General features: G+C 70.7%; 12 protein-coding genes and 1 tRNA gene. 4 read left to right on the forward strand and 9 right to left on the reverse strand.

Features of this window, described 5'->3' with window-relative positions:
• Positions 1-119: 119 nt before the first annotated feature.
• The 4 genes from VGZ32_RS19080 to VGZ32_RS19095 all read right to left on the reverse strand — a co-directional run bounded on the left by VGZ32_RS19080 (position 120) and on the right by VGZ32_RS19095 (position 2,255).
• Positions 120-248, reverse strand: a complete 129-nt coding sequence (locus VGZ32_RS19080; RefSeq protein ID WP_326887440.1) for a hypothetical protein — start codon at positions 246-248, stop codon at positions 120-122.
• Between the two features lie 148 nt (positions 249-396).
• A tRNA-His gene (locus VGZ32_RS19085) sits at positions 397-469 on the reverse strand.
• A gap of 168 nt (positions 470-637) precedes the next feature.
• The gene (orn, locus tag VGZ32_RS19090; RefSeq protein ID WP_326887441.1) at positions 638-1,240 is read right to left on the reverse strand and encodes an oligoribonuclease; all 603 of its coding nucleotides are present in this window, start codon (positions 1,238-1,240) and stop codon (positions 638-640) included.
• 25 nt (positions 1,241-1,265) lie between these two features.
• The gene (locus VGZ32_RS19095) at positions 1,266-2,255 is read right to left on the reverse strand and encodes a helix-turn-helix domain-containing protein (RefSeq protein WP_349263661.1); all 990 of its coding nucleotides are present in this window, start codon (positions 2,253-2,255) and stop codon (positions 1,266-1,268) included.
• Between the two features lie 363 nt (positions 2,256-2,618).
• On the opposite strand from VGZ32_RS19095, the gene VGZ32_RS19100 reads away from it, so the two are divergent.
• Positions 2,619-2,849: a DUF2630 family protein gene (locus tag VGZ32_RS19100; RefSeq protein ID WP_326887443.1), complete on the forward strand. Its 231-nt coding sequence runs from the start codon at positions 2,619-2,621 to the stop codon at positions 2,847-2,849.
• Here VGZ32_RS19100 and VGZ32_RS19105 read toward each other — a convergent pair.
• Complete coding sequence (locus VGZ32_RS19105) at positions 2,782-3,531, reverse strand: hypothetical protein (RefSeq protein WP_326887444.1); 750 nt, start codon at positions 3,529-3,531, stop codon at positions 2,782-2,784. The two genes, VGZ32_RS19100 and VGZ32_RS19105, sit on opposite strands and share 68 nt — an antisense overlap.
• 131 nt (positions 3,532-3,662) lie before the next feature.
• Positions 3,663-4,829 carry a phosphotransferase family protein gene (locus VGZ32_RS19110; protein ID WP_326887445.1) on the reverse strand — a complete coding sequence of 389 codons (1,167 nt, stop codon included), beginning with the start codon at positions 4,827-4,829 and terminating at the stop codon, positions 3,663-3,665.
• Between the two features lie 719 nt (positions 4,830-5,548).
• Between VGZ32_RS19110 and VGZ32_RS19115 the strand changes: the two genes are divergently transcribed.
• Complete coding sequence (locus VGZ32_RS19115; RefSeq protein ID WP_326887446.1) at positions 5,549-6,379, forward strand: hypothetical protein; 831 nt, start codon at positions 5,549-5,551, stop codon at positions 6,377-6,379.
• Positions 6,380-6,651: 272 nt separating this feature from the next.
• Positions 6,652-7,980, forward strand: a complete 1,329-nt coding sequence (locus VGZ32_RS19120) for a glycoside hydrolase family 18 protein (RefSeq protein WP_326887447.1) — start codon at positions 6,652-6,654, stop codon at positions 7,978-7,980.
• A gap of 74 nt (positions 7,981-8,054) precedes the next feature.
• Here the strand turns inward: VGZ32_RS19120 and VGZ32_RS19125 are convergent, their stop codons facing one another.
• The 3 genes from VGZ32_RS19125 to VGZ32_RS19135 all read right to left on the reverse strand — a co-directional run bounded on the left by VGZ32_RS19125 (position 8,055) and on the right by VGZ32_RS19135 (position 12,094).
• Entirely contained in the window at positions 8,055-9,266 is a 1,212-nt protein-coding gene (locus VGZ32_RS19125; protein WP_326887448.1) for a L,D-transpeptidase, read from the reverse strand.
• A gap of 134 nt (positions 9,267-9,400) precedes the next feature.
• On the reverse strand, positions 9,401-11,386 hold the full coding sequence (locus VGZ32_RS19130) for a copper resistance CopC/CopD family protein (protein ID WP_326887449.1): 1,986 nt from the start codon (positions 11,384-11,386) through the stop codon (positions 9,401-9,403).
• 72 nt (positions 11,387-11,458) lie between these two features.
• Positions 11,459-12,094 (reverse strand): hypothetical protein, encoded by a 636-nt coding sequence (locus VGZ32_RS19135; protein WP_326887450.1) that lies wholly within the window; start codon positions 12,092-12,094, stop codon positions 11,459-11,461.
• 187 nt (positions 12,095-12,281) lie between these two features.
• Here VGZ32_RS19135 and VGZ32_RS19140 point away from each other — a divergent pair, with 187 nt between their 5' ends.
• Complete coding sequence (locus VGZ32_RS19140; RefSeq protein WP_326887451.1) at positions 12,282-12,998, forward strand: DUF5134 domain-containing protein; 717 nt, start codon at positions 12,282-12,284, stop codon at positions 12,996-12,998.
• The last annotated feature ends 142 nt before the right edge of the window (positions 12,999-13,140 follow it).

Below are 13,140 nucleotides of genomic sequence, written 5' to 3' on the forward strand. Positions count from 1 at the left end.
GACTTGAACCCCGAACCCGCTGATTAAGAGTCAGCTGCTCTGCCTATTGAGCTAACGGCGCGCGTTGCGTGTTAGAGGTTACCGTAGATCGCGACGCAGATGAAATCGGTTCTCTCAGGTCAGTGTTTGCCCAGGTCGGAACCGCTTCCTGAGCGTGGGCGGCGGGTGATGCGGAAGAGCGCGACGGCGAGGCAGATCGTGGCGCCTGTCGAGAGGCCCCAGCTGACCACGTCCGCGAATACCGCCACGCGGTTGAGCCTAAGGCGGCGGCGCCGGGATTCGGACGGCGGTGGATCGGGTGAAGGAAGCGCGGAGGAGCAACCGCCGAGTGGAGGAGCAAACCGCCGAACGAAAAAGCCCCCGAACCGCCTTAGCGATCCGGGGGCTCTGCGCTTGGGTGAGTGATGGGACTTGAACCCACGACATCCAGGACCACAACCTGGCGCTCTGCCAGCTGAGCTACACCCACCATCGTGTTGCTTGCCTTGCTTGGAAGAGTGTAGCGGACTCGGGAGGGTGGTCCGAAACCGCTTTTGACGTGCGCGCGGGGCGCCGCCACATGCCTCTACGTACCTCTTACACATGCACACGCGCTCTATGCGCCTGCGGGCGGCCTACGGCCTGTACGCCTACGCGCCTATACGCCGAATTGCGCCGCGATGCCCTTGGCGGTGTCCGAGTCCGGTCCGGGCTGCGGCACGAACACCGTGGCCCGGTAGTACTTGAGCTCCTCGATCGAGTCGCGGATGTCGCCGAGCGCCCGGTGGTTGCCGGTCTTCGCCGGGGCCTGGAAGTAGACCCGCGGATACCAACGCCGCACCAGCTCCTTGATCGAGGAGACGTCGACCACCCGGTAGTGCAGGTGCCCCTCGAGATCGGGCATGTCCCGGGCGAGGAAGCCGCGGTCGGTGCCGACCGAGTTTCCGGCGAGCGGCGCCTTGCGGGCCTCGTGCACGTGCCTGTGCACGTAGTCGAAGACCAGGTCCTGGGCCTCCGCGAGGGTCATGCCCCGCTCCAGTTCGTCGAGCAGTCCGGAGGAGGTGTGCATCTCCCGGACGATCGGCAGCATCTGCTCGACCGCGCCCGCCGGCGGCTTGACCACCACGTCCACACCCTCGCCGAGGATGTTCAGCTCGGAGTCGGTGACGAGCGCCGCCACCTCGATCAGCGCGTCGTGGCGCAGGTCGAGGCCGGTCATCTCGCAGTCAATCCACACCAGGCGGTCGTTGTTGCCGTTCATGCCGTTCAGCGTATAGGCCGCGAGGCTAAGCATCCTCCCGTGCGCTGAACTCGTCGTACACATCTTCATCGGCGAGGCCGCCGCGGAAGGCTTGCCGGTACGCGGTCGGGGACGTGGAAAGGTGCCGGCGGAAGTGGCCGCGCATCGCCACCAGGGAGCCGAAACCGCTGCGCAGCGCCACCTGGTCCATGGGCAGGTCGGTGGATTCGAGCATGCGCTGGGCGTACATGACCCGCTGGGCGTTAAGCCACTGAAGCGGGGCGGAGCCGGTCGCGGTGCGGAATCGGCGGTCAAAGGAGCGGCGGGACAGCGACGCCCGTTCGGCCATGGCGTCCACGTCGAACGGCTCGGTCAGGTGGTCCAGGGCCCACGCCATGGCCTCGGCGATTGCGTCGCCGAGCAGTTCCTCGGGCAGTTCGGCGTCGAAGTAGGGGGCCTGGCCGCCGCGCCGCCCGGCCGGGAAGACCAGGCGCCGGGCCAGGCTCGCGGCGGACTCGGGTCCGTGGTCGCGGCGCACGATGTGCAGGCAGGCGTCCAGGCCCGCGGCGGCTCCGGCGCCGGTGACGAACTGGCCGGTGTCCACGCACAGCTCGCGCGGCTGCACTCGGACCCGCGGGTGGCGGCGGGCGAGCGCGGGGGCATACATCCAGTGTGTGGTGGCGGAGCGGTCGTCGAGCAGGCCGGCCGCCGCCAGGACGAACACCCCGAGGTCCAGGCCCACGATCCGGGCGCCCTCCTTGGCCGCGCGGCGCAGCATCGCCAGGGCGGGCTCGGGCGGCCGCTCGGCCGGGGAGCGCCAGGCCGGGACGACGATCGTGCCCGCGGCGTCCGCGGCGGCCAGGCCGTACGGGGTGGCCATCAGGATGCCGCCGGTGGTGGGCAGCGGCCCGGCTTCGCCCATGCAGGCGAGCAGGCGGTAGTACGGCAGTCCCTGGCCGCGCCGGTCGATCCCGAACACGGTCATCGGGAGCGCGCTCTCGAACATGGGGCAGTTCTGGAAGAGGATCACCGCCACCGCACCGCGGTCCCGCGACGGGGCGAGCCGGGCCGTGGGGGCGAGGGGCCGGCCCCCGCCGACGGTCGTGGCCGCGCGCGGTTTCGGGACGGCTGGCTCGGGGCTCACGGCGGTCACGGCTCCTTGATCGTGCGGCGACGCAAAACAATCAGCATTCGTATATATAGAAAGAGTCGGTCCCCTGTCGACTCGGTTAGGGGGTCTCCGGGAGCACGCAGGGCTGACTGCACATCAGATGTGACCGACATCACAGTTTGAGGCGCGCGGAATTTCGTTTCGCCTCCCCTCGTGCGCCCCCGCGCGGTCTGTGGTGTCCTTAGGACACGACGACGTTCGCGCGGCGAAGTCAGGAAGGGCGACGCCATGTACAACGAGCAGGACGTTCAGGCCAGGATCGGCGAGGTCGAGGCCGAGCTGCACCGCCTGCGCACTCGCGCCACGGCGGACGGCCTCGATCCGGCGGAGCGGGCGACACTCGGGTCGCTCGAGGTGGAGCTGGACCGATTGTGGGATCAGGTGCGCCGGTTCAGGGCCGGGACTCCTGACGCGGACGAGCTGCGCCCGACGCAGGAGGTCGAGGGGTACCTCCAGTAGGAGGCGCGGCAGGACCGGTAGGGCGCGGACGGGGCGTCGTTGAACGTTCGCCGACCGCGAAGGCCAGCGTGCCGAGAGCGAGCGCGACGAGGTGCTCACGCCCGGCCAGGTTCGGCAGCACGAGCGCCTCCGTAGCCATTGCCGCGGCAGTCAGGCAGAGCAGAACGTAGGCCCGGTAGCGCAGCGCTACGTAGACGCTGAGCGCAACGACGACGGTCGATGGCCCGGTGTCCAGCTCGTAGGCGTCGATCTGTGGCGTGCCGAGGGCCAGGTGGCTGCCGATCACGATCATGATCCAGGCGGCGAGCGTGGTCAGGCCGTTGACGCAGAGCGCGGTGATCAGCGTTCGCGCCCGGCCGAGCCCGATCTCGCAGATCCCGAAGACCACGAGCACCTGAGTCGTCGCGCCCCAAGCGGGCAGGTCCGGTGCCGGGGCGAACATCGAGAGCGGCAGTCGCAGCAGGAGCAGGCCGAGCGGCAGCGCCAGGTACACCCCGGCGACATGTTGGACGAGCCAAAGGCCGGGCCCGGTGTGCTGGATCAGACCGAACAGCGCCACCGTCGCCGCGCAGATGAGGGCGAGGGGGAAGGCAGCCAGCTTACGGGTGCGCAGAGCCTCCCAAGGCGGTCCGAAGACGCGTATCAGCTCAGCGCGCGGCCTTAAGTAAACGAGCCTGACCACCCGCGTCGGATACCCGCGCGTGACGAACTCGAACGGGCTGGTCGGCCGACTGGGTGGGGAAGTAGCGCGGGCGGCGGCGAGAGGAGCGGGAAGGTGGAGACCGGAACGTCGGAGGCTTCAGATCCGGAGCTTCAGAACTCGTCGCGCAGCGCGGCGAGGCCGGACTCGACCATGTCGGACACCCAGGCTCCCGCGTGCTCGAGCCCGGGAGCCACCGGCAGGCCGTGTCGGCTCTGGTAGTGCAGCGCCTCGAGCAGCCCGGCGACCCGGTAGTGGTTGAGCGCGATGTACCAGCCGACGCGGGTGAGGTCGAAGCCGGTCTTCAGGGCGTAGCGGTCGGCCATCTGCCGGATGGTCGGGAAGCTGCGGCCGTTCGTGTGCCCGGACGCGATCGGCTTGGCCGCGCTGCCCGACCCCTCCCAGAACGTCAGCAGCAGGCCGAGGTCCACCAGCGGGTCACCGAGCGTCGCCGCCTCCCAGTCCAGGACCGCCGCGATCCGGTTCGGGGCGGAGAACGAGGCGACGACGTTCTCCAGGCGGTAGTCGCCGTGCAGGATCGCGACGCGGTCGGCCGGGGGTACGCCGGCCCGCAGCCCTGCCGCGAGCCGCGAGAGCCGGGGTACCTCGCGGCTGGCCGACGCGGCGTGCAGCCGGTCCCATCGGTCCACCTGGCGGATCAGGAACTGGTCGGTGCGGGCGAAGTCGGCCAGGCCGGTCGCCCGCACGTCCAGCAGGTGCAGCGCGGCGAGGGTGTCGACCAGGGCGTGGGAGAGGGAGCGGGCCTGGGACGGGCCGAGCGCCGCGGTGAGCTTCTCGGAGCGGTACACCGTCCCCGGCACCTTCGCGGTCACGAAAAAGGGCGCACCGATCACCGAGATGTCCTGGCAGAGCAGAAACGGCTCGGCGACCGGGACCCGGCCGCCGCGTCCGTGCGCGTGGTGGAGCGCCCTGATCACCTGGTACTCGCGGCGCACGTCGCCGCGTCCGACCCCGGGGGCCGGCGGGGCGAGCGTGGCCGGCACCGGCACGTGGTTGCCCGCCCCGACGGGCAGCGGCGGTCGCCTCAAGACGCACACCCGGCCGTCCGCATCGCAGAGTTCATAGGTGAGGTTCGACCGCCCGCCGGGCAGCGGCAGGGCGCGCAGCGGGGGGCGCACCGAGCCCGGCAGGCGGACCGCCAAATAGCGGGTCAGCCGGGGCAGGTCCAGCCCGAGCACCAGCTGCGACCAGGTCTCTTGTGGTGGTTCGCGGTTCGAATCCGGTTGCGCCGCGTCGCTGTGCGCCGTGCCGCCCGCCACCGAGTGTTCCCCTTCCAGCCGGAGCTTTTTCGCAACGTAGTGCGAGCGTTGTCCACTGGCTAGTAGCAGGATGGTGGCGATCATCCGTCGGCCGGGGGGTGACCCGGTGAAGGCGATTGGCTACGGTGGACCGGTGCGCTCTTCGCATCGAAGATCGGGGGAGCGCGCGCGCACCTCGCACGGTTACGCAAGGCAACGGAGGGGGCCTCATGGTCGTCAGACGGAGGCACACGGGACGTTCCACGGCGGTGGTGATCGGCGCGGTCGCCACCGGAACGGTGGCGATCGGGGCGGTACTGGCGATACCGGCGCAGGCTTCCGCCGGCAAGATCGCGACGCCGGACCCGACGTGCACCTCGGGATCGCCCAGCGCGAGCCCGAGTGGCTCCTCCAGTAGCTCCAACTCCGAATCACCCTCGGGAACGCCCACTCCCAGCCCGACCGGGACCCCCACGGCCACGCCTTCGGGCTCTGCCACAGGCAGCCCTTCGCCGACGCCGACACCCTGCGCGAGTGGCACCGGTTCCGCCAGTCCGACGCAGAGCCCGAGCACCGGCGGATCGCCGACCTCCTCCAAATCAGGGAACTCATCACCCGGGACTTCGGGCACGAGCTCGGCGCCGGTGAATACGCCATCTGCCACTCCTTCCGGAAGCCACTCCACCACACCTCCGGCCTCGCCTCCGCCTCCGCCGCCACCCCCGCCGAGCGGCGGCAGCGTGGTCGTCACGCAGAGCTCTGACGCCGGGAACCCCTACGCGTATCTCTCGGTGCCGCCGGGGGATTCCTCGCTCCGGCTGCCGCACGGGACGATCACCCGGGCGCAGATCATCCTCAGGGCACAGCGATGGCTGACCGAGAAAGTGACCTACAGCCAGACCTCGTGGTGGACGGACTCCGACGGCACCTACCGGCAGGACTGCTCGGGTTATGTCTCAATGGCCTGGGCGCTCGACCCGACCGTCGACTTCTGGACCGGGAACCTGAATACGGTCTCGCACACGATCGACGCCTCGCAGTTGCAGCCCGGCGACATACTCCTTTCGAATGAACACACCGTGCTGTTCGCCGGCTGGGCGGACGCGGCGCACGCGATGTTCGACTACTACGAGGAGTCGCATCCCGGGACCGACGCCCGATTCGTCGTGAACGCACCGCTCAACGACTTCCTCACGAGTGGTTTCGCGGCGTTCCGGTACGACGGGGTCGAGGGTGGCGACGGGTCGCTGCCGGCGAACCCGGAGGTCGGCTTCGACTTCGCGGCGCTCCAGGCGGGCGGCTCCGAGCTGATGCCGAACGGGATCATGACCGCGGCGCCGCCGGTCGCGGCGTGGCAGGCCGGGTTCCTGCCGCCGGCGATCGTGGCCGACCCGTCCAAGTCGGCCGCCCACCCGAAGATGCAGGACGCCGCGGAGATCACGCCGATCGACCCGCCGCTCGGTTTCGTGATCGCGAGCGGTGGACTGGTCTTCGTGGTCGGCGGAGCGGTGATCGCGCGCGGCGCCCCGCGGCTCGCCGGGACCGGCCGCCGGCACCGCCGTCGGCACTGACGCCGGCGCTGAAACGGTGGTCGGCTCCGACAGCGTGATCGTTCTGACGCCGTGATCGTTCGGGTACGACCGTCGGAATCGGCCGCCGTCGCGGCTCCCGATATCCCGTCGGAACAGCACCGGTATGGCACCGGGGCGCCCCCGGCCCTTGTACGCGCGCCGCGATTGGACTATACCTGTCGCCAGCATGGTCTAGTCCAATTCCGGCGTGCCCCCTCCCCCCTCCGCCGGACGACCGTGTGTTCCTTCTTGCCTTTCATCGAGGAGAGCACATGTCCAGCACCACGCACGACCGGCGGCAAGGCCCGTCGCGCCACCGCAAACACCTGATCGGTGTGGCGGCGGCGGGCGCCCTGATCGCCGCCGCGGTGGCCCCCGCCGCCCAGGCGGCCGGCTCCGCGGCCCCGGCCGAACGTCCCGCTGCGGGCAAGGTCGCCATCGGCTTCTTCACCCAGTGGGGCATCTACTCCGGCTTCATGGAGAAGAACCTGGTCGCGGACGGCGCCGCGTCCCACCTCACCGAGATCAACTACGCCTTCTCCAGCGTCTCCGCGGACGGCCTGTGCACCTCGGGCGACAGCTGGGCCGACTACCAGCGCCCGTTCGCGGCCACCGAGTCCGTGAACGGCTCGGCCGACGTCGCCGGGCAGGCCCTGGCCGGGAACTTCAACCAGCTCAAGGAGCTCAAGGCCGCCAACCCCAACCTCAAGATCGTCATCTCGATCGGCGGCTGGTCCTGGTCAAGCCACTTCTCCCAGATCGCCTCGACCGAGGCCGGACGCGAGAAGTTCGTCCAGTCCTGCGTCGACCAGTACATCAACGGCAACATCCCGGGCCTAGCCCCGGGCGCCGCCAAGGGCATCTTCGACGGTGTCGACCTCGACTGGGAGTACCCGAACGAGCCGGGGAACAACAACCCCTACGGCCCGCAGGACACCCCCGACTTCACCGCGCTGATGGACAACTTCCGCGACTCGCTCAACGACGCGGGCAACGCCACGCACACGCACTACCTGCTCACCGCCGACGTGTCGCCGAACCAGTACGCCGCCGCGCAGCAGCTCCAGCTCAAGAAGGTCGCGCGCAGCGTCGACTGGCTGAACGTGATGACGCTGGACTTCCACGGCGCCTGGGACGGCAAGACCGACTTCTCCGCCAACCTGTTCCCGGACCCGAACGACCCGCAGCCGGCCAACGGCAAGTTCTCGATCACACAGACCGTGGCCTACTACGAGTCGCAGGGCGTCCCGGCCGACAAGATCGCGCTTGAGCTGCCGTACTACGCCCACGCGTGGACGGGCGTCGGGCCGACCAACAACGGGCTCTACCAGAGCGCCACCGGCGCGGCCCCGACCGACCAGGCCGGCTACAAGACGGTCGTCACCGAGCCGGGTACGGTGCAGTTCGACCCGGTGACCGGCGCCGTCTGGAAATACGACCCGGCGTCGCAGACCTTCTGGACCTACGACGACCCGCAGACCGTCTTCGCCAAGGGCCTCTACATCGACGGCGCCGGACTGCGCGGCGCCTCGGTCTGGTCGCTCGACGGCGACGACGCGAACGGATCCCTCACCGCCGCGCTGACCGCCGCCCTGCACTGACGGCGAGAAGCGGCTGACTGACGGCCCGGCCGGGATTCGGCCGGGCCGGTCGAGAGCCGACGGCTCCGCGTTGCTCACCCCAGCGCGGAGCCGTCCAACCATCGCGGCCACGCCTCCTGCCAGTCCGCGAATCCGTTGCCCGGCGCCACCGTCCTCGGGGTGTTGATCACCTGGACGATGTCGCCGGGCAGTGTGTTGTCGAAGAACCACTCGGCGCTCTCCGGCGAGGTCCCGACGCATCCGTGGCTCACGTTGCGCTCTCCCTGGGCCCACACCGACCAGGGCGCCGAATGCACGTACGTGCCCGAATACGTCAGGTGCACGTCCCACTTCACGTCGGGGATGTCGTACTCGTCGCCGAGCCCGGCCGTGCGCGAGTCCATGTGCACGTCGGGGGACTTATCGATCACCGCATAGGTGCCGCCCCACGTGTCGAGCCCCGGCATCCCGCCGCTCACCGTGAAGGTCCGCACCGTCTGGCCGTCGCGGCGCACTACCGCCCGGTCCGCGCGCAGGTCGATCGTCGTCTCCTGATCCCGCCCGACGGTGAAGGTGAAATCACGGTCCGCGGTGCCGTAGTGGCCGTTGCCGTCGCTCAGGCCGTCGAGGTTCATCCGGACGCTGACCTTCGTGCCCGGCGCCCAGTAGTTCTGCGGGCGGTAGTCGACCCGATTCGCCGACAGCCAGCTCCAGTGCCCCGGCTGCGGCGGCGTGGACTGCACATCGAGCGCGCTCTCCACCGCCGCGCGGTCCGCCACCGGCTTGGTGAACGCGAGCACCACCGGCTGGCCGACTCCGACCGTCGCGCCGTCAACCGGGGAGATCAGGTCGATCTTCAGTGGGCTGTTCGGGAGGCTGGTCGTGAACGTCTCGTCGCTCAAGCCGGTGCCCCCTTCGCCGTCGACCGTCACCACGGTCAGGTCGTAGGCCGCGCCTCCGCGCAGGTGCCGCACCGGGGTCCAGGTCCGCAGGTCCGCGCTGAGGATGCCGGGCACGGCCTCGGTCCGGTCGGCGAGCGTCACCGCGCCGATCTGCTCGCCGGGCGGCGCGGTGACGGCGAGCGCGGTGTCGGGCGGCACGTTCATCGCGCCGTCCGCGATCGATGCCGAGGCGACGGCCGCGTCACGCACCTGCGGCACCGGTACCGGCACCGCACTGCCGGACGGGCCCGCGTCGGCGCGCCCAAGGCCGCTCTCGGCGTAGCCGAACCAGCCCGCCCCTGCCACCGCCACCCCGACCGCACCGAGCGCGACCGGGGCCATCCAGCGCTTCCTCGAACTGTCCACGAGGCATTGTGTGCTCATTGCGCTGTCCAGTTATGCGATGACATACCCCATATGGGTGGTGATGTCGGCGTGTCGTGCTGCGGGCCGTGGCATCGCCTCAGGCAGACTGTTGGGTTTTGCCTGCCGAGGCCGGATCACCCGGTGGTGCCGCCGCCCACCGGACTGACCGTCATCGGGACGTGCAGCGTGGTCTCGTTGAAGTTGTCGCTGCGGATCGTCACCGAGACCTGCCACTGCCCGGCGATCGGCAGCGTCACCGGCTGGTCGACGTAGTGCCCTTGGCCGTCGTTCTCCACCGTCGAGGTGATCGGCCCCAACTTGCGTGCCGGCAGGTAGAACGACACGTCGACCTCGGCCGGCGTGTACTGGAACCCTTTCGAGTCCTGGATCAGGATGTGCGCCTGGTTCAGGCCGATCGTGCCCGGCTCGATGACGATCAGGGCGGTGCCCTGCTTGTCGCCGGTGTTGAAGGCCAGCGAGACGTCCGTCGCGCCGGGCAGGCCGGCCAGTCCGGCGGCGGTGCGCCCCGGCAGCGAGCTGACCAGGTTCGCGGTGACGCCGAGCACGCACACCGCGATCGCCACCTCCGCGGTCACCGACCAGCGCAACCGCCGCAGCGTCGCGATGGTTCCGGCCATCGGATCGCCGCCCGCCGTGCCCGGCTTCTTCGGGACGTTGCCTACGCGCGCGGTTCGGCGCCCCGGTCTGCGCATGGCGGGGCCGTCTCCCAGGTGCGGGCGGCTCGATTGCCCGGAGCGGGAGCGGGACATCGACGCGGCGACCGTCCTGCTTGCGGGCGCGTCGTCGAAGTCCGCGTCCGCATCCTCGTCCTGCTCGTCGTCTTCTCCCGACGCGACCGCGGCAGCTTGCGCGGACGCCGGCTTCGCGAACCCGGTGGCAATCCAGGTGCGGGCGTAGTACCCGAGGGCGATCAGCCCCAGGATGCCGAAGATCTTCAGCAGGACCATCCGCCCGTAGTCGGTGTCGGTCAGCGCCGCGAGCGAGCCGACGTCCCGCCACGACTGGTACGTGCCGCTGACGACGATCGCGCACACGCAGGTGAGCGCGATCGGAGAGAACCGCCGCACCGCGTTGGCGGCCTGCTTCGGCTTGTCCGTGCGGCGCAGCACCAGCAGTGCGAGGCAGCACAGCCCACCGAGCCACACGGCCATCGCGGTCAGGTGCACGATGTCCGAGACCACGCCGAGCGGCACCTGGATGCCGGTCGAGGCGTGGCCGGTCGCGGCCCACGTCGCGGCCAGTCCCGCCGCGAAGACGAGAGTGAGCGCGCCTGCCCGCAGGCGCTTGAGCATCGGCATGCCGTCGAGCCGCTGGACCCCGATCGTCAGCGCGGGCGCGGCGATCGCCAGGAGCAGCAGCCTGACCTCGATGGTGCTGCCGAACCTGCTCGCAGTGGTCGCGCGGATCACGGTCGGGTCCACGGCGCGCGACAGCGGCAGGCCGCCCGCGTACACGCCCTGCAGGAGCAGCTGGGCGACGCTCGACGCGACCAGCACCGTCCAACCGGTTGCGATCAACTTGAACGCGCCCGGCGTGCGTGCCCCCTTCGGCCAGCAGAGCGCCAGGAAGAACACGGTGCCGACCAATAACGCGAAGGCGAAGTAGGCGGCCCAGCGGGCCGTCCCGTAGAGCCAGCCTTCCAGCACGCTCGCCCGGGTGATGATCGACGCGGGGCTCACCGTCGTCCGGCTGGGCTTGCCGATGGAGAAGGTGAACGCCCCGGAGACCGGGTGGGAGTCGGCGGAGATCACGTGCCAGGCGACGGTGTACGTCCCCTGGGGCAGACTCGAGCGCAGGTTCGTGGTGATGATGCTGCCGTCGCCGCCGTGCGTGGTCGAGCCGTCGTCCACCCGGTCTCCGGTCGGCGAGAACACCCGCAGGCTGTCCGCGCTCACCCCGACCGACTCGTCGAACTGGGCCGCGACCTGGTTCGGGGCGACGGCGAGCACCGAGCCGTCGCCCGGGTCGGTGCGCTCCAGACGGGCGTGCGCGGAGGCGGGCGCCGCCATGACGATCACGAGGGCAACGGCTGCGGCGGCCGCGGCCGCCAGGCGTCGAAGTCTGCTGCGCGGCGGCGTTCGGGCAGGCAGGAAAAGCATGGCTGGGCTCCGTTTGACGGGTCTTGGGTTTCGCGTGGTCGCGGGGATGCGCCTCAATCGGGATGCGGCGGATCAGGCGGCGACCGGCGGCCCGCGGAAGGTGAGGGAGCTCAGCAGGGGAGGAGCGAGGGGTCGCAGGCTCGGCGTCCGGCGCGCGGGAGGCTTGCGCGAGGACGCCGTAGGCCGCGGCAGCGCTGAGGCGAGCAGGGCGGCGACGGCCAGCAGGCGGCGCAGGGGTTCGGCGGCCAGGATCGCGGCTGCCCGGCTGAGCGCGAAGAAGTCGCGTTCGCCGCGCCGCAGCCACCAGCCGCAGACCAGGACGGCGGTCGCGTGCGCAAGCAGCATCGCCGTGGCGCTGGGATGTGTGGCGCCCGGCATCGGCATGATCATCATGTCCGGCATGCCTGGCATGGGCGGCATCGTGGCCATGGCCGAAGGCGAGATACCGGGCCGGGTGGTGCTCATCGCGTCGAAGAGATAGTGCAGACCCACCTGCGCGGCGCCGAGTCCGAGGGTCAGGGTCGGACCGCGGCGTTCGCGCCCGAGGCCTGCGTACGCGACGACCGCGACCGCGAGCAAGCCCGCCGCGACGCTGCGCGCCTCGGCGGGGCAGCCGCCCGCTGCGCTGTGTACGGCAGCGCTGACGCCCACGCAGACGACTGCGAAGAACGCCGCACGCACCGCGCGGACCAACGGACCGGGAACCACGCACCTTATCGTCCCCCATTCGGGCGCATCCGAGAACAGCGGGGTAAGCGCCACCTTTCGTCGCGCACCGGGTGCGCCTGTGCGCGCCCCGGCGCGCCTTTGGCCGCCGCACCAGCCGCGCTTCGACACGCCGCGTGACGGGGCATCACCCGGATGGAGCTGGAGGAAGACCCGAGGGAGACCCGGCATGCTCGTGACCCAGCCCTTGATCGGATGGCTCTGCGTGGCCGCGCTCGCCGCGCTCGCCGCACGGTCCCTCACTCGTCTGGCGGCGGACTTCGCACCGTCGCGACGTGCTCTATCCGACCAGTCGGCGCCTTCTTGCGCGCGTACGAGCCGCGTCGGCGAGGCACTGCACGCTGCAATGGCCTTAGGCATGGCGGCGATGGTGGCCGCGCCCGTGACAGCCGGTTCGACGTACACCTTCGAGGCCTACTTCGGACTCGGCGCTGCTGCCGAGGGCGGTGTCTGGGCCGCGCGGGCGGTGCGGCGCAGAGCGGCCCGGCTGCGCGGCGGCGTGGCGCCCTGCCGCCCAGCGCACGCACTCGAACCCCACCATGCGGTCGTCGGACTGGTGATGGTTCTGATGGCGGCGCGCATGTCCGGTGCGGGACCGGGCGGCGGGGCCATGCTCTCGATGAGTGCGCCGATGGCGTCGATGCCGGGAATGACGGCCGGGTCCGGTGGCGTCGGCGCAGCTCTGGCAACCCTCGCCTTGCTGTACGTCTGGCTCGCCGTCGTCGTGCTCGGCGGAGGGCTGGGGAAATCCGCCCTTGCGCAGCCCGCGTCGCCGCAGTCCTCGTCGGGGCTTCCGGCAGGGCTGGCCCTTCTCGGCGCGCCGGTGACCGTCTACGCCTGCGAGCTGACCATGACTGTCGTGATGGGGCTCATGCTGTTGGGATGACCGGGCCGCCTTCTCCGGCCGGAGGACGGGTGGCCGGCTGCACGGCGAGCCCGGCGAGGTAGGCGTTGTAGTCGGCCAGCTCCGAGTCGCCGTCCCGGTCCGCCTTGCGATCGCGCCGCTTGGCTTCCCGCTGATCCGACTT

The sequence above is a fragment of the Actinocrinis sp. genome (genome assembly GCF_035938995.1).
In the GTDB taxonomy this organism is placed as follows: Bacteria; Actinomycetota; Actinomycetes; order Streptomycetales; family Catenulisporaceae; genus DASZGI01.